The sequence below is a fragment of the Neobacillus drentensis genome (assembly GCF_036962125.1).
GTDB lineage: Bacteria > Bacillota > Bacilli > Bacillales > Cytobacillaceae > Neobacillus > Neobacillus drentensis_B.
The window spans coordinates 25,320-41,514 of record NZ_JBALOA010000037.1 but is presented as its reverse complement, the minus strand read 5'-3'; the positions used below and the strand labels follow the sequence as shown (position 1 = coordinate 41,514).

Below are 16,195 nucleotides of genomic sequence, written 5' to 3'. Positions count from 1 at the left end.
CCCTACGATAAGTCAACATCGAATCGCTTACGCTCTTCGTGTTTCCTTTATCTCAGTTGGAGCGCTCCAGGCCATACGCCGCTGACCAGGGCGCTTCCGCTTTTCTTAGACGTTTTTGTGTTCACTTTCGGCATAATCTAGTCTGTCATTCGTTAGGGACCAGCCTGTTTTTAGGCCGATGATAAACCATACTAGGGCAAGAGCCCCAATCGAAAAGATGGTATCGCCAATAATCCTCATCCAGACGAAGAAGTGGACGATATCCCGAGACATAAATTCAGCGGATCGCGCGTACCACATCCCATGCTGGACACTTGCCCAAGTTTGCATTAAGCCAATTGGAATTAGGCTAATTAGCACCATTAAGGATAGCCCAATATTTATTGCCCAGAAGGCAAGTTTCAGTGGACCGGTTCTCCATTCCTTTTTGACAGTCAAGCCGCGCAGGCAGAAGAGCATTAAACCGATGCCCAGCATCCCGTACACTCCAAATAAGGCTGTGTGACCGTGAACCGCAGTCGTGTTAAGTCCCTGCATATAATAAAGTGCGATTGGAGGGTTAATGAAAAAGCCGAATAACCCTGCCCCTACTAGATTCCAAAAAGCAACGGAAATGAAAAAGTAGATTGGCCATTTATAGGCAGCCACCCACTTTTTCGCGCGGCTTCGGGTCAGGTTTTCGTAAGCTTCAAAACCGATTAACACGAGTGGTACGACTTCAAGTGCGCTGAAGGATGCTCCGAAGGCGATGACTCCGGTAGGTGTACCACTAAAGTATAAATGGTGGAACGTCCCGATAATTCCTCCAAATAGGAAGATGACGGTAGAAAACAGAACAGAGGTAGTAGCTGTCCGAAGTCCTAATAATCCCATTCTTGTAAATAAGAACGCCATTACCACCGTGGCAAAAACTTCAAAGAAGCCCTCAACCCAAAGGTGGACTACCCACCAGCGCCAATATTCTGCAATCGCTAAATTACTGTGCTGCCCCCACAATAAGGCTGGTATATAGAATACTGGAATAGCCGTAGAAGCAATCAAAAAGAGTGCTAGCAGATGACGGCTTTCTTTTAAATTTTTAAAAGCAGGCCAGATGGAGCGAACCATCAGGAATAACCAGAGGAACAATCCAATCGTCAGAAAGATTTGCCAGAAGCGTCCCGTGTCAGTATATTCGTACCCTTGATGTCCAAACCAAAAGTTGGTTGTATGACCGAGCTTTTGTTGAACAGCCATCCATTGCCCAACCATGGAGCCGACAACAATGATAAGTAAACAAACAAATAAGAAATTGACACCAAAACGCTGGAATTTTGGTTCATAGCCAGAGACAGCTGGACCAATAAATAAACCGGTGGCCAGCCAGGCTGTGGCAATCCACAAGATACCTAATTGAGTGTGCCAGGACCTAGTCAATGAATAGGGAATATAGTCAGCAATAGGGATGCCGTAAAAGGCACTTCCTTCCACTTGATAATGCCCTGTGACGGCCCCTAGTAACACTTGGACAAGCCATAATGCGGCAACTACCCAAAAGTATTTCTGTGTTGCTTTCATAGATGGTGTTGCAGACAAGGCGAGCAAAGGATCCTTTTTAGGAAAAGATTCTTCGTCCTCGTGATGTTTTTGGGTCGCGTAATACCACGCCAAAGCACCAACCCCTGCAAGGAGTAATACAAAGCTAACGACAGACCAGACAAGCATTTCGCCTGTTGCTTTATTTTCAATCAGGTCCTCATTCGGCCAATTATTTGTATAGGTAACATCATCTCCAGGCCGGTTTGTTTCAGTAGCCCAGGTTGTCCACCAAATATAGCTGATAAAAGCCCGTAAGCGCGTTGCATCCTTAATCACATTCTTTGGCATGGCATAGGCTTCACGCAATTTATCTACCGAAGAATCATCTGTAAATAAAGCCGCATAATGATTGCTAACCTGCTGAATCGCTTGAATCCTTAAAGGTGATAAGGTAATTTCATTGGTTTCTTTATTGTATGTGTTAGGCCTGATTTCATTTTTGAGCCGCGCTCTAAGGGCCGCTTTTTTTCATCGTCAAGCGCTGAATACTTTTTACCATAATCCTTCTGTGCCCAGTTATTTAACAGCCACATTGATTCCCGGTGCAGCCAATCAGCATTCCAGTCCGGTGCAACATAGGCACCATGGCCCCAAATGCTCCCTAGCTCTTGGCCGCCAATAGACTGCCAAACATTTTGACCATCTTGAATATCCTGCTTGGTATAGAGAACTGTTCCGTCTGAGGAAACGACCCTCTCAGGAATAGGTGGCATGGTTTGATAGAGCCTGCCACCGAAGTATCCAAGTATTGCAAAAGAAACTATAAATACAATTGCTAGGCTAATCCAGAGCTTTGAATACCGCATGCAATAAACCTCCTACTAAATCTGATTTAGCTTGATTGGTAACAGAAGAACTTTCACAAAAGGTAATCTTAACCAGTAATATTTCCTAAAGTTTGGAATAAATGCATTAAGTATTATTATATTTCTAGCAACGAAAGTATTATTCTACAATGTTAAATACTTTATTGGATTACAGTACTAATATAATAAAATATCTAATATATTGAATATTAAAACAAAACAGGTTATAATCATTTTATTCAAAATATTATCAATGTTTTTAATAATTACTTTTATGAAAAAACAATGGAGGGGAAAAAATGAAGAAGTTTAAATTAGTTTCAACTGTATTAATGGTAGCGCTACTATTAGTTCTTTCAGCGTGTGGGACGAGCAAAACAGGGGCAAGCGAAGAAAAGAAGACATTAAAGGTTGTAACGGATGCAGCCTACGCCCCATTTGAATACCAAGATAAAGGAGAAGTCGTTGGTTTTGATATTGATTTTATAAATGCAGTAGCCAAGGAGGCAGGCTATAAAGTTAATGTCAAGCATGTAGGTTGGGATCCTTTATTTGTAGAAATTAAAGGTAAAACAGCTGATATTGGAATTTCAGCTATCACGATTAACGATAAACGAAAACAAACTTATGATTTTTCAGTCCCATATTTTTTATCAACTAATAAAATTATGGTTCCTAAAGGGAGCACGATAAAAACTGCTGCCGATTTAAAGGGGAAAAGGATTGCCGTGCAAAATGGTACAACTGGTCAGGAAGCCGTAGAGAAACTATTAGGCACAGAATCTAATAACCTTAAAAAATTTAAAGATAACAATCTAGCAATCATGGAGTTAAAAGGCGGCGGTGCTGACGCGGTTGTTGCTGACAATACGGTTATTGAGGAGTATGTAAAAAATAATCCTAATGAGAATTTTGTGATCATTGAAGATGCTGCTGCGTTTGAAAAGGAATATTATGGGTTGCTGTTTCCAAAAGGCAGTAAGCTAAAGGCGGACTTTGATAAAGGCGTTAAAGGGATAATGGAGAATGGAGAATACGCAAAAATCTATAAGAAGTGGTTTAAGGTAGACCCTGATTTAACAGATATCAAAGCACAACAATAATAGGTGGGACAAAAATTGCGTAACGCTTCCAAAAGAAAGCAGTTACGCAATTTTTGTTAAAGGTAATGCACAACTCACATGTAGGATTTTTTAGGGGGATTCATGATGGATATTCGTTGGGACATACTTGCTGAATATGCACCATTTTTTGCAAAAGGAACGCTGCTCACCATCGGACTTTCGATTGCAAGCATCATAATTGGTTGTTTACTCGGTTTGTTCATTGGATTGGGTAAATTGACGAAAAATAAATGGATAGCCTTTCCGTTTAATTGCTATATCACTTTTTTTCGCGGAACGCCATTATTAGTACAAATATTATTAGTTCATTTTGGGCTTGTCCCACTTTTTGTAGGGGAAACAAATGGGATTATTGCGGCAATTACGGCCCTTTCCTTAAATTCAGCTGCCTATGTTGCTGAGATTTTCCGCGGCGGAATTCAATCGATTGATAAAGGACAGATGGAGGCAGCACGTTCACTAGGGATGAATCATGTGCAGGCTATGCGATTTGTCATTCTCCCACAAGCTTTTAAAAGGATGATTCCACCTCTAGGTAATGAATTTATCGTCTTGATTAAAGATTCATCCCTTGCGGCCATCATTGCTGTAAAAGAACTCATGTATTGGGGACAAGCGATGCAGGGACAATATTATCGCGCTTGGGAGCCCTATATTACCGCCGCACTTATTTATCTAGTTTTAACTTTTTCTTTAAGTTTACTGTTATCCCGACTTGAAAGAAGGTTGGCCACAGAATGATTACCGTAAAGAATTTAAAAAAATCATTTGGTAGTAATGAAGTTCTTAAAGATATAAATGTAACTGTTAAGCCTAAAGAGGTAGTTGTCGTCATTGGTCCATCGGGTTCAGGAAAATCTACCTTTCTTCGCTGTATTAATTTGCTAGAAACGATTACAGATGGACATATCTTGATCGAAGGAATTGATATTACCGATAAAAAAACGGATATCAATAAAATCAGGACTGATGTAGGTATGGTGTTTCAGCAATTTAACCTATTTCCACATAAAACAGTAATCCAAAATATCATGCTCGCCCCAATGAAAGTAAAGAATGTGCCAAACGAGAAGGCTAGAGCAAAAGCAATAGAACTTTTACGAAAAGTTGGCTTAGAGGATAAGGCAGAAGCCTATCCAGATTCTTTATCCGGAGGACAAAAGCAGCGGGTTGCCATCGCAAGGGCACTAGCAATGGAGCCGAAAATCATGCTTTTTGATGAACCAACGTCCGCACTTGACCCTGAAATGGTCGGTGAGGTATTGGAAGTTATGAAGGACCTGGCAAAAGAGGGAATGACTATGGTAGTCGTCACACATGAAATGGGCTTTGCTAAAGAAGTCGGAGATCGGGTGATCTTTATGGACGGCGGTTTGATTGTGGAAGAAAATATTCCGGACGAATTATTTGATCATCCGCAAGAAGAGCGGACAAAGGCATTTTTAAGTAAAGTTTTATAACATGAAAGGAGGCCGAAGCCTCCTTTTTCAATGTTATTTTCCTTGGTTCCATCTTTCCAATTTAGGAATGTTCCTTGTAAACATCCCAGCAATAAACTTCGGCATCCCAAATTCAACAATCTTTTGCTTTACCCTGTCTTTCATTTCTTCAACAGTAATATCAGGAAGAGTGAATTCTCCGTTAATATAGCAATGGCTGCAGTACTTGGTACTTTTTGTTCCGTTTTCTTCTGTTCCACCCCCTCGTTCATCCTTTGCGAGGGGCATTCCACAGCTTTGACAGTTTTTATAAATGGCCATCTTTTAATCTCCTTTCACTATTCAATTTCAAATACTTCAACTATACGATCAGCTTTTATCCGGTTTTGACATAGTTTAAATATTTGTCCTAAAAATACATCTAAATCAAGTGCCGATGAGGGTAGTTTAATTTGGATGGTGGTTGCACCAAACATTTGCTTAAAATAGGCTTTTCTTTGTTGATTTTTCCCGTCTCGTTTCAATGGCTGATAGGTCCAAATAAGATGTGGAACTCCGTCTATTTCCTGAATTTGTCGTATCTCTGCGCAGGTCGTGGAGTGATCATGAGCATAAATAACTAAATAATAGTTGTCATTACGGTGCCAATCAATGAATACAAAGTAATAACCTGTATCGTTATCAGGCCTTGTAATCTCAAATGCTGCAATCGTAGGTTTCCCATTTGTCCATTGATGAAACTTCGGCAAACAGCCGTTTATTACTTCAAGTTTGTTAATATCATAGGCCGGTGATTTCGAACCCTCAATACAGTTCGCTAAAAATATAGCTTGTTTCTTTTCCAACGACGATTTCCCCTTTAGGTCTTTGAACCAATTATACTTTGATTGCATTTAAAAAAGAAAGAATGTCTCAATTGCCTAAATTTATTTTTATCTGAAATAGAAAGTGGTATACTTTATTTATTGACTTTTCTGAAAATTAATAGGAGGAGGTTATATAAAATGAACTTTTATTCAGATGATAGACAGTTTCAATCGTTACTTAAAGAACTGCTTGATCCTGCATTTTTCGCGTTTGCTGATAAAGAGCTGACAGCGTTTGGTGAAAAATGTGCCACGGTCATTGATGCTCGTGCTCGATTTACGGACAGGGAAGGACAGCCGCGCTTAATCAAATATGATGCGTACGGGGAAGATATTTCTGAGGTATGGGTAAACGAGGGTTACCGGCGAACCGTGGAAGAAACCTATCAAACTGGAATTGTTGGCTATGTTCATAAGAAAATTCCTGAACTCGGGGAAAAGGGGAATTACATTTATTCTTATGCCCAAGGGTATCTGCTCTCGCAAACAGAGCCAGGATTTTATTGCCCGGTCACATTGTCCATGGCCACTGCTTATTTACTTAACCAGTATGCCTCTGATGAAATCAAAGAGCGGTTTTTGCCGCATGTCCTCTCAACAGGAGAAGTTCCTCTCTATGAAGGAGCCACATTCCTAACTGAGCGCCAAGGGGGTTCCGATGTTGGGGCGAATGAGACAAAGGCGGTGGAAGCTGGAGATCATTTCAAACTCTATGGTGAAAAGTACTTTGCTTCAAACGCCGGTATGTGCGGGGTGGCTATGGTATTAGCAAGGAAAGAAGGGGCACCATCCGGAACAAAGGGGCTGACTTTATTTGCGGTACCCTGGCGGAACCAGGATGGCTCACTAAATGGAATCCGGATACGCCGTTTAAAGGATAAACTTGGTGTTAAAGCCGTCCCTTCGGCTGAGGTCGAATTCGACGGTGCCGATGCTTTTGTGGTCGGAGATCCGGCGAAAGGTTTCTATTACATGATGGAGGCTCTTAACCTATCAAGAGTCTGCAATGCGGTTGCCTCCTTAGGAATTATGAGAAGAGCTTACCATGAAGCAAAGGAATATGCTTTGAAGAGGGATGCTTTCGGAAGTAAACTCGCCAACTATCCAATGGTTAAGGATACTTTAACAATACTCGCGGTAAAGCTGGAAATCGAAACCCGCACTCTTTTTACGTATCTTCCTTTGTTTGAACGAGTCATGAACAATCAAGCGAACCAGAAGGAGACGATTCTTAACCGTCTCTACATTGCTCTTTTGAAAAAAGAAACAGCAGAACAAGCGATCCATTTTTCTCATGAAGCCATTGAAATGCATGGCGGCAATGGGTATATCGAAGATTTTGTTACTCCAAGATTGTTACGAGATGCCCAAGTACTAACCGTTTGGGAAGGAACAGCAAATATTCTCGGGTTAGAGGTCCTGCGCTTAATGGAGAAGTTTAAAGCAGACGAACTGTTTCTAGAAGAAATGGACCAACGTTTACGGGCTGTTGCCCATTTGCCATCTGAATGGACTAATCTGGTCGAAAATAGGTTGATCCAGTTACAGAACTTATCGAAATCATTACATATTGCATCGACAGACCAAAAGACCTTTCATTCGAAAAAGGCGGCCGAGCTGATGGTGAAAATTTTTGAAAGTATCGTAGCCCTTGAGCAGGCAGCCAGTGGCGACTCGCGCGCAGTCAAGGTTATGGAGATCTTTTTAGAAGAAACATGGAAATCCTCCTACTTGTTTAATGAGGAAATGAGGACTGTGAATTACTTTGCTGAGATTGTACTGAATTCAAAGAGTGAAAAGACCGTGCCTGTTAGATAGGATGTTATGTTAGTAAGCTTGCCGTTTTTCAGGCGGGCTTATTTTTGCATTATTAGGCAGGGTATTTTCCATTTAATATCCAGGAAATGTCGTAAGTTTCGAAAAATATGTAATAACAATCCAGAAATATGTAATAAGTTTCAAAAAATATGTAATAAAATTATAAAAATGTGTAATAAGATTTAAAAAATATGTAATAAGTGTTACTTTGACTCCAAAATGAAATACGGCTGACATCTTTTTTATAAATTGCTCTGGTAGAATCGTAATGATTGGGACTTATATTCAGGTAATCCGTCGAATAGTATATTGAATAATTATGGCTCTTTTCCATATGAATGACAGAGAGTGTTGTAATTGGAGGGAAAGATATGACATTGGAGACGCAATTAATACAGAAAACGTATTATAAAATGTTCATTAATGAACATGAAAATATCGAGCCGATTCAGGTGCTTGGCGACCTGTTTCAAGAGGAAGCATGTAAGGACCTGCCAGAACTATCGTCGATTCGCTTTGCGCAGGGGGAAGTTTATTTCCATTATAAAGACTATGAGGCTGCTATTTTTAAATGGGGAAATATTATCAATGAACTTGAACCATGGGCAAAGAAAAACATAGCTGATGCCTATTATCGGTTAGGATTGTTGCCGACTGCTGAAGATCTTTATTGTGCAATTGCCAGTGATAATCTTACCTTAAATACCGAAGTGGCCTTAAATTTGTTTTCGTTGTATATAGAGCGTGGAAAGCTTGATTTGGCCTTATCCGTGATCAAAAAAACAATTAATGCAAACCCGGATTATCCGAATGTAACCGAAATTGCACGAACGTTTTTTGAAGAGCAGCAGGATTGGAATCATGCAATTGAACTAGCGGTTAACGAGACACTAAGAACGGGTTCGTTGAAGTGGTTTGATATCGTGATTAGTTATGTAGAAAGGGGTCTGGCTAAGAACCATGCGCCAAATTATTTTTCCCATGCTATTCAGGTAGTGTATAGCCTGGAAAAACAAAAATTCGAGAAACTCGTATCCGCTCTTTGGGATAGTTATGATAATGAAGAATCCTATTTTACTTGGATCAGAGAAATGAATCATTTGTTTTTAAACCTTGATATCAGTCGGGATGAAAATCTATCCGAGCTGTCAACTCTTCATAAAGAAGCATTTTTTAGTTTAATTGATGGAAGGTACTTTATAAAAAACCTTCAGGAATATATACCAGACTTACTTACAAATTGGTTACGTCTGGCCGATGATAAGAATACGGTTCTAGCGGCAGCGGCCGTGCTTTCCTGGAATGAGCTTTTTCCAGCAAGCTTAAGTATGTCGATCGTTAATGAGGCTGAAAAATTAATCAGTGTAACGGGAACAGAAATGGACGAATTAGAGGAGTGCCTGACACTCTTTGATGCGATTACCAATTGGGCCCAAGCAAATGAGATGGGGGAGAATAATCGAGTAAAATGGATAGTTGAGCAATTGGTTGATTTTGATACTCAACATTTTCTGATTACTGGGTTAAGTGGAAGTGGAAAGTCAACTTTTGTGAATTTGGTTCTAGGAGAAGATGTACAAGACAGTCCAACTTCATCCATTGTCATGTTTAAAGATTCCGCGGAAGAAGAAATCATCGAAATCACTGACCGTGAGATTACTAGTTTGACCGGTTTTTCAGAATTTCAAGAACGAATGGACCGCCGCCGCAACGCGTTGGAATCAATCATTGAATTTAAGCGTCCCAATGCTTTTTTACAGGATAATAAGGTCGCATTTATTGATACTCCTGGTTTGAAAGGGAACTATCATGATTCTTATGAGGTCTTAAAGAATTTACAATTGGCTGATACTGTCCTGTTTGCGCTTGATGCGAATGCACAATTTACAGATAAAGAAAGATCTATGCTTTCGAAAATCCAAGAGTTGGCTCCTGATATTCCGGTTCATTTTCTACTCTCTAAAACAGACACAATTGTTAATGAACAGGAAGCAATCAGAGTGTTCGACGAAACAAGGGCAAGGATTCATTCCTATTTACCGGATGCTTTAGTGTTTGCTTTTTCATCCGAATATGAAAGAAGCCAGCAGCTTAAGGAAATTCAAGAATTTATTCAATCGATTAAAAATACCAGAAACATTGCAGATAAACGTTTGGCAAAATTATTGTTCTTTATTCGGACAACGATTGCCAGTCTAATGCAAAAACGAATCGATGTTGAAAATCAGTTGGTGGAATCTGTACGATGGAATGAAGAAATGCTCCAGAAGTTAACTGGAGCGGTAAATCAACTGAAGGATACGGAGACGCAGAAGACCAAAGCAGTTGTACAGTCCTATCGTGCGATCAAAGAAACGATAGAAAGGGATATTTCCGAATCTGTTCCCACCATGCTTCAAGAATGCTCTGCTTTCATCAAGGAAGATAGTAATTTTAGTAAGATTCACCTCGAACTCAATGACGAGATGAACAAAAGACTTGAAGACTATCTGGATCAGACTGTGTTGCCAAAATATTATCGTTTACTGCAAGAATGGATTGACGGCTGTAAAGAGGAGTTTGATCAAGGTCAGGAATTCTTAAATGAAATCGGTGAAAGCTTTAATTATATGTATGGAGAAGAACGCCTCAATCTTGAGTGTGATTTTAAGGTGCTCGAGGATTGGCACCGCGATACGGATCGGATGACAAGCCGATTCCAGCTAGAACCAATCAATATTTTATTGCGCAGAACCCCATCGCAATTTTTATTAAAAAGTGCTGGGAAGCTGTTTAGTGCCTTATCACAAAATAAAGCGATGCTTTTTAACAAATATAAAGCTTTTGTTGAAAATGAGGATTATGAAGAAACGATTACAGCGGTGAATCAACAGTTCTTCAGGCAATTTGAGTTGTTTGAAAGGTCCCTTGAGCGAGACATATCTTTATTTTTCAAGAGTCCATTAAATCAGTTAAATCGTTCTGTCGAAGAAGCGCGTTCAGGAATTCAAACCAACCAAGGAATGCTGACAAATATGAACACCAATCCAGAAATGTTCCGTGATCCATTGACATTATTTGAAGTTAGATTGCGTCAGTTTGAATGGATGACCGTAGCTGGAAAAGGTATGCAAACGATTTATTGATAGTATTGAAAAAGGAGGGTGTCCAAGTACATCCTCCTTTTAAACATGTAGACAAAAAATTGTCGCAAGAATTCCGTTGCTCAAATGTCCATAAAATGGTAGCCTGTTGGTAATCTGCTTTGAAGGAGGGAAAACGTGATTAAAGTAACGGGTACACAAACAGAGGCAAAAGTATTTTCAAACTATCCTCAAGAAACAGCACTTGAGCAAATACAAGAGCTTTGTAATCAAGTATTTTTAAAGGATACAAAGATTAGTATTATGCCAGACTACCATGCCGGCAAAGGCTGTGTGATTGGAACGACGATTCAACTAAAGGATAAAGTTGTTCCGAATCTAGTTGGTGTGGATGTCGGCTGCGGCGTGCTGACCGTTAAGCTTCAGGATAAAAAAGTTGATTTTAATAAATTGGATCAAGTGATCCGAACCTATGTCCCGAGTGGACAGGAAATTCATACAGATGAGACAGTAGGGTTTATTAGCACGAGTTTTCCCGCTATTCAAGAATTTCAAGCAGAGCATATTTTGAGTGAAAATCGCAGCCGGTATAGCTTAGGGACACTAGGCGGCGGCAATCATTTTATTGAAGTCTCTGTTGATACCAATGGCTATCATTATTTAACCATTCATACTGGGAGCCGCTATGTCGGGTCGAAAATAGCCACTTACTACCAAAAGGTAGCAATTTCTAAACTTCGTCAGCACGATTTATCTGAACTCATTGGCCAGTTAAAGGCGGAGGGACGCCAAAAAGAAATCCAGGCCATGATCCAAAGCATTAAAGAAAAGAATCCCGTTATTCCGAATGATTTAGCGTATTTAGAAGGCGAGGATTTTGATCACTATATCCATGACATGAAATTAGCTCAGGCCTTTGCAAAAGCAAACCGCGAAGAGATTGCCAGAGCAATTACAGAAAATATGGGATTTGAGGAGCAGGACCGCTTCGATACCGTGCACAATTATATTGACACCGATAACCTAATTCTACGAAAAGGGGCTGTTTCTGCTCAAAAAGGGGAACGTCTTATCATTCCAATTAATATGAGGGACGGGTCAATTTTGGCAGTCGGGAAAGGGAACGATGATTGGAATTGCTCGGCCCCGCATGGAGCAGGCCGTGTTCTTAGCAGGACCAAAGCGATGAAAACTCTTAACATGGATGATTTTCAAAAAACAATGGCAGGTGTGTGGACAACGTCTGTTTCAGAAGAAACCTTAGATGAGGCGCCAATGGCCTACAAATCCATGGATGAAATATTAGAAAAGGTTGAAGAAACGGTAGAGATTGCCGGATTCATTAAACCCGTATATAACTTTAAAGCCAGTGAAAAGTACACACCTGAAAGATTTAAAAAATAAAAAAGATAAATATTTTAAGTAGTTAAGGGTACCTCAATTTAAGGTACCCTTGACTATGTCCTAAGAGAAGCGTTTAAGATTTTCTGTGCTTTAGTGCCAATAAATGAAGCTTGTTTTAATAACCTTTCGAAAAATCTACAAGATTAATTGGTGGAACCTTACTAGAAAGATAGGCCTTTAAATTAGGAATTAAGATATTTTCAACTACCCGCTGATTATACTGTTCGGTAGATCCGGATGTATGCGGGGTAACAATCACATTTTCCATCTCCCATAACGGACTTTCCTTGCTTAACGGTTCGGTTTCAAACACATCGAGTCCAGCTCCCGCGATCGTTCCTTCCGTTAGAGCCTGGATAAGGTCAGTCTCCACGACAATCTCACCGCGGCCAATATTAATAAAGAAGGCTGACTCTTTCATTTGCTTGAATTGTTCTGCTCCAAACCACCGACAGGTTTCCTTTGTGAGCGGTAACGTAACAACCACATAATCACATTTAGGAAGCAGATGATCTAATTGGTCCGGGGTAAACATTTCATCAACATTTTGGACAGCTAATCCCGAGTGCCTGACACCAAGTACCTCCATGCCAAATGCCTTTGCGATTTTCGCAGTTTCTTGCCCAATCGTGCCCACACCAATGATACCAACCGTTTTTCCATGTATTTCTTGACCCATATGGGCATGATGCCAAGTTTTCTTCTGCTGATTTCTAACATATGTATGGATTTTCCGTGTTAATCCCAACATTAACCCAAAAATAGTCTCAGAGATTGGATACGCATGAACGCCATTTGCACTAGTCAGGAAGATGTTTCTTGAATTCAGTGCTTCAAGCGGCATGGAATCAACGCCTGCACTCCAAGATTGCAGCCACTTAAGCTTGGACTGGGGGTGAAGACAATATTCAGCTAGCCCTTTACTCCAGCCAGCAATGATTTCCGCATCCATTACGTGATCTTTCCAAATGTTTTTGTCTTTACCTGCAATCACTTCCCAATCGGGAATAATTTCCTTGATTTGTGCTATGTGATTTTGATCAATATTTCGGGTGATAACCATTTTTTTCATTATCAGGATTCCTCCATTTTAACAATGTTTACTTTATTTAATGATAACGGAATTTCCAAAGAATGATAAGAATTTTGTCATGTAGCAACTCGAAAGACGAAAAAGGTCAGGACCTCCTGTTAACTGAGCCCTGACCTGTATCTTTTAGATATTCTCTCTTCTTCTAGCGTTTTGGATTTTCAAAACAATCAAACCAGCAAAAATTAAGCCTAAACCTGAAACTAAATAGTTGTACATTGGTGATGCGGTGTCCGGTAAGGTGTTTCCAGATTCTGCAGCCGTGTCACCAGTTGCAGGACTGCTGGTATCTACTGGAGCAGGATTCGAATCGTTCCCATTATCGCCAGGAGCAGGGTCTGGAGTGCTTCCAGTATCACCTGGTGTAGGATCTGGATTATTACCTGTATCACCAGGCGTTGGATCTGGGGTGTTACCAGGATCGCCAGGATTCGGATCTGGTGTGTTACCAGGATCATCTGGATTAGGTGTTGGATCCTCAGTGCTTATATTTTCAATTTTTATCGATGTAACTGTCTTCGCACCTTTATTATCTCTAACATAAACCGTATAAGTCCCATTTTCAGTTACTTCGAATTTGTTGTCTGTGATATCTGTACCAACATCGACCGAGGCAAAATCTTCAATTGTCTTTTCACCCTCAATCCATTGCATCGCGAGGGCTTTCGTTACAGAGGATACAGTGATGGTCACAGGTTCAGTTGTTTGTTCTGTAGTTGAAGGAGTTAATGAAACGGTAATAGCTTCAGGAACCTGTGCTGCTAATAGTGACGTAGATAATTCTGCTAGCACTTGTTGGCCTGTTTCATTTGGATGTACATCGCCGCCGTGAAAAATATACTCAGTTTGATTACCTTTAAAAGCTGTATAGGCGTCGGCTATTAGTGAGCCCGATTGTGCAGCAACATTTTGGATTCCTAGGTTTACGGATGGAAGGAATAGTTCGCCAATTGGATAGAGGGAAGCTAAAGAATCTGTAAATGGATTGTAAATGTTGTAAACAATAAGATATGCATCAGGATTTTGAGCTTTAATCGTCGCAATGATTGTGGTTAAGTTGGTAAATAGTTGATTAGAAATTCCCTGAATGATTCCCTTGAAAACGACAGGGTCTTTCGGTGTGGTTGGATTATTTCTAAGCGTCTGGATATTGGGATCTTGCAAAAAATCATTACTGCCAATATCAAGTGTAATGACATCCGCGTTTTTAATAGCTTCGAGGTTTTCGGGTTTGCTAATTTCCGTTAACAATTGTCCAGATGTCCAGCCTCCACCACTGATGTTTTTCGCAACATCGAATTTCCCATTTCCAATTAAATAGGGAAATGCCTTTAACGATTGATGAGAGTTGTCTCCCTCTAAATTCCAACCATATGTAATTGAATCTCCTAGTGAGACAATGTTGGGCTTGACGTTGTTTTCCGCAAAAACAAACGATGAAAAGAGTGAATGCAGTGCGAGCATTAGTATGAACAATACTGAAAAGCGTTTGACCCTCAAAAATATTCCTCCTTCTAGCATTTTTTCTTCCAAAATCTATTATAATCTTCCTTTTTTCGAATATTCAATATATATCATTCTACAAAATATGCAATTAGACCTATGATGATAGAACGTAAGGAACTATTTGATATTTGTCACCTGTTCAGGATTTGGTCACTTTTCTAGATTATCTGTCCAAACTACAAACACTAATGAAAAATAAGCTCCCTCAGTGTAGCCAATATTTTATGGAAACTGTTGTGGCACAATACTTGCAAAATAGTAAAATATAAAAATTTTCTATGGGGGCTAAAATATGCATATGAATACATGCCGGGGAGTCGTTACTGGAGGTGCTTCAGGACTTGGAGAGGCGACGGTTCGGGCGATTGTTCAAAACGGAGGAAAAGCGGTTATTTTTGACCAATCAGAAGAAAAGGGGGTTCGACTTCAAAATGAATTAGGGGAAGCTGTTTTGTTTATAAAGACAGATGTCACGAATGAAGAGGAAGTCACAGAGGCTGTTCATCAAGCATCCGAATTTATGGGCAGTGTAAATACAGTTATAAATTGCGCAGGAATTGGAATCGCGGAGAAGGTGATTGGTAGAAATAACGTGCATAATCTGGACCTTTTTTCAAAAGTCATTCAGGTGAATTTAATCGGTTCATTCAATGTCATTCGGATCGCAGCTGAGAAAATGATCAGCAATGAGGCTAACGAACAAGGGGAGAGAGGGGTCATTATTAATACCGCTTCGATTGCTGCCTTTGACGGACAAATTGGTCAGGCAGCATATAGTGCCTCAAAAGGCGGGATTGTCGGCATGACCCTGCCAATTGCGAGGGAACTTGCTCGCTACGGAATTCGAGTCATGACGATTGCGCCTGGATTATTCCACACGCCCATGTTTGATACCCTCCCGCAAGAAGCGAAGGATTCACTTGGAAAAATGGTGCCTTTTCCATCAAGGCTCGGGTCCCCGAATGAATATGCGCAGCTAGCCCAAAGTATCATTGAAAATGCAATGTTAAATGGAGAAACCATTCGGTTGGATGGGGCTATTAGAATGCAGCCAAGATAATGAAGTAAACTGGAGATAAAAGTAGATACACGACTTGCCAATAGAATAAGGGGGAACCCAATGGGATTCCCCCTCTCAATCATCCTCCAAAGAATAAGTCCATGATATTGGAAGCCGTGGACGTTTTCTTATTGTAAAACTCCGAATAACCACAATTCTTACAAAAGATGACAGTAAAGGTGTTGTGTTGTAAGTCAAACATTTTTGACAAACCAGTCCCGGTCATTGCGACATCCTTTGTTCCCGTATCTCTGCTCCCACATTTAATACAGCCTTTTTCACTCATATCATCACTCCCCTATGTAGGTTCACTCCTTCAATCTACGATTTAGGTCTATAGAAGTTTCAAAATAATTTCCTTATTGTTAAAAAATTCAAAAATGTCCCACTTTTTTGTTACAATAAGAATATGTAAAAAGTG

General features: G+C 40.2%; 13 protein-coding genes and 1 pseudogene. 7 read left to right on the top strand and 7 right to left on the bottom strand.

From position 1 onward, the window contains the following. Positions 1-105 precede the first annotated feature (105 nt). On the bottom strand, positions 106-1,557 hold the full coding sequence (locus V7121_RS23020) for a cbb3-type cytochrome c oxidase subunit I (RefSeq protein WP_420490747.1): 1,452 nt from the start codon (positions 1,555-1,557) through the stop codon (positions 106-108). Between the two features lie 240 nt (positions 1,558-1,797). Beyond that, positions 1,798-2,291: pseudogene (locus tag V7121_RS23015) on the bottom strand (nitric-oxide reductase large subunit); the annotation flags it as partial. 392 nt (positions 2,292-2,683) lie between these two features. Between V7121_RS23015 and V7121_RS23010 the strand changes: the two are divergent. The 3 genes from V7121_RS23010 (at position 2,684) to V7121_RS23000 (ending at position 4,968) form a co-directional block, all read left to right on the top strand. Next, positions 2,684-3,487, top strand: a complete 804-nt coding sequence (locus V7121_RS23010; protein WP_335503362.1) for a basic amino acid ABC transporter substrate-binding protein — start codon at positions 2,684-2,686, stop codon at positions 3,485-3,487. Between the two features lie 105 nt (positions 3,488-3,592). Then, positions 3,593-4,249, top strand: a complete 657-nt coding sequence (locus V7121_RS23005) for an amino acid ABC transporter permease (RefSeq protein WP_335503359.1) — start codon at positions 3,593-3,595, stop codon at positions 4,247-4,249. Then, the gene (locus V7121_RS23000; protein WP_335548029.1) at positions 4,246-4,968 is read left to right on the top strand and encodes an amino acid ABC transporter ATP-binding protein; all 723 of its coding nucleotides are present in this window, start codon (positions 4,246-4,248) and stop codon (positions 4,966-4,968) included. Before V7121_RS23005 ends, V7121_RS23000 begins: the two co-directional genes overlap by 4 nt. 33 nt (positions 4,969-5,001) lie before the next feature. Here V7121_RS23000 and V7121_RS22995 read toward each other — a convergent pair whose 3' ends face one another. Next, complete coding sequence (locus tag V7121_RS22995; RefSeq protein WP_335548027.1) at positions 5,002-5,268, bottom strand: zinc ribbon domain-containing protein; 267 nt, start codon at positions 5,266-5,268, stop codon at positions 5,002-5,004. A 17-nt stretch (positions 5,269-5,285) separates the two neighbouring features. Continuing rightward, positions 5,286-5,792 carry a hypothetical protein gene (locus tag V7121_RS22990; protein WP_335503349.1) on the bottom strand — a complete coding sequence of 169 codons (507 nt, stop codon included), beginning with the start codon at positions 5,790-5,792 and terminating at the stop codon, positions 5,286-5,288. A gap of 159 nt (positions 5,793-5,951) precedes the next feature. Here V7121_RS22990 and V7121_RS22985 point away from each other — a divergent pair, with 159 nt between their 5' ends. From V7121_RS22985 to V7121_RS22975, 3 genes are all read left to right on the top strand, one after another. After that, a complete protein-coding gene (locus V7121_RS22985; RefSeq protein WP_335548025.1) occupies positions 5,952-7,631 on the top strand; it encodes an acyl-CoA dehydrogenase family protein in 1,680 nt (559 codons plus the stop codon). A 371-nt stretch (positions 7,632-8,002) separates the two neighbouring features. Continuing rightward, positions 8,003-10,756 carry a dynamin family protein gene (locus V7121_RS22980; RefSeq protein ID WP_335548023.1) on the top strand — a complete coding sequence of 918 codons (2,754 nt, stop codon included), beginning with the start codon at positions 8,003-8,005 and terminating at the stop codon, positions 10,754-10,756. A gap of 135 nt (positions 10,757-10,891) precedes the next feature. Continuing rightward, positions 10,892-12,118, top strand: a complete 1,227-nt coding sequence (locus V7121_RS22975) for an RtcB family protein (RefSeq protein ID WP_335503339.1) — start codon at positions 10,892-10,894, stop codon at positions 12,116-12,118. Between the two features lie 115 nt (positions 12,119-12,233). On the opposite strand, the gene V7121_RS22970 is transcribed toward V7121_RS22975, so the two are convergent. Continuing rightward, entirely contained in the window at positions 12,234-13,196 is a 963-nt protein-coding gene (locus tag V7121_RS22970) for a D-2-hydroxyacid dehydrogenase (protein ID WP_420490745.1), read from the bottom strand. A gap of 138 nt (positions 13,197-13,334) precedes the next feature. After that, a complete protein-coding gene (locus V7121_RS22965; RefSeq protein WP_335548019.1) occupies positions 13,335-14,708 on the bottom strand; it encodes a GDSL-type esterase/lipase family protein in 1,374 nt (457 codons plus the stop codon). Between the two features lie 298 nt (positions 14,709-15,006). On the opposite strand from V7121_RS22965, the gene V7121_RS22960 reads away from it, so the two are divergent. Further along, positions 15,007-15,774 (top strand): 3-hydroxyacyl-CoA dehydrogenase, encoded by a 768-nt coding sequence (locus V7121_RS22960; protein WP_335503330.1) that lies wholly within the window; start codon positions 15,007-15,009, stop codon positions 15,772-15,774. Positions 15,775-15,853: 79 nt separating this feature from the next. On the opposite strand, the gene V7121_RS22955 is transcribed toward V7121_RS22960, so the two are convergent. Continuing rightward, positions 15,854-16,060, bottom strand: a complete 207-nt coding sequence (locus V7121_RS22955) for a zinc ribbon domain-containing protein (protein WP_335503328.1) — start codon at positions 16,058-16,060, stop codon at positions 15,854-15,856. Positions 16,061-16,195: the final 135 nt, after the last annotated feature.

Coding starts and splice junctions, on each gene's coding strand:
- V7121_RS23020 (WP_420490747.1), bottom strand. CDS start 1,557: ATGAAAGCAACACAGAAATACTTTTGGGTAGTTGCCGCATTATGGCTT.
- V7121_RS23010 (WP_335503362.1), top strand. CDS start 2,684: ATGAAGAAGTTTAAATTAGTTTCAACTGTATTAATGGTAGCGCTACTA.
- V7121_RS23005 (WP_335503359.1), top strand. CDS start 3,593: ATGGATATTCGTTGGGACATACTTGCTGAATATGCACCATTTTTTGCA.
- V7121_RS23000 (WP_335548029.1), top strand. CDS start 4,246: ATGATTACCGTAAAGAATTTAAAAAAATCATTTGGTAGTAATGAAGTT.
- V7121_RS22995 (WP_335548027.1), bottom strand. CDS start 5,268: ATGGCCATTTATAAAAACTGTCAAAGCTGTGGAATGCCCCTCGCAAAG.
- V7121_RS22985 (WP_335548025.1), top strand. CDS start 5,952: ATGAACTTTTATTCAGATGATAGACAGTTTCAATCGTTACTTAAAGAA.
- V7121_RS22980 (WP_335548023.1), top strand. CDS start 8,003: ATGACATTGGAGACGCAATTAATACAGAAAACGTATTATAAAATGTTC.
- V7121_RS22960 (WP_335503330.1), top strand. CDS start 15,007: ATGCATATGAATACATGCCGGGGAGTCGTTACTGGAGGTGCTTCAGGA.
- V7121_RS22955 (WP_335503328.1), bottom strand. CDS start 16,060: ATGAGTGAAAAAGGCTGTATTAAATGTGGGAGCAGAGATACGGGAACA.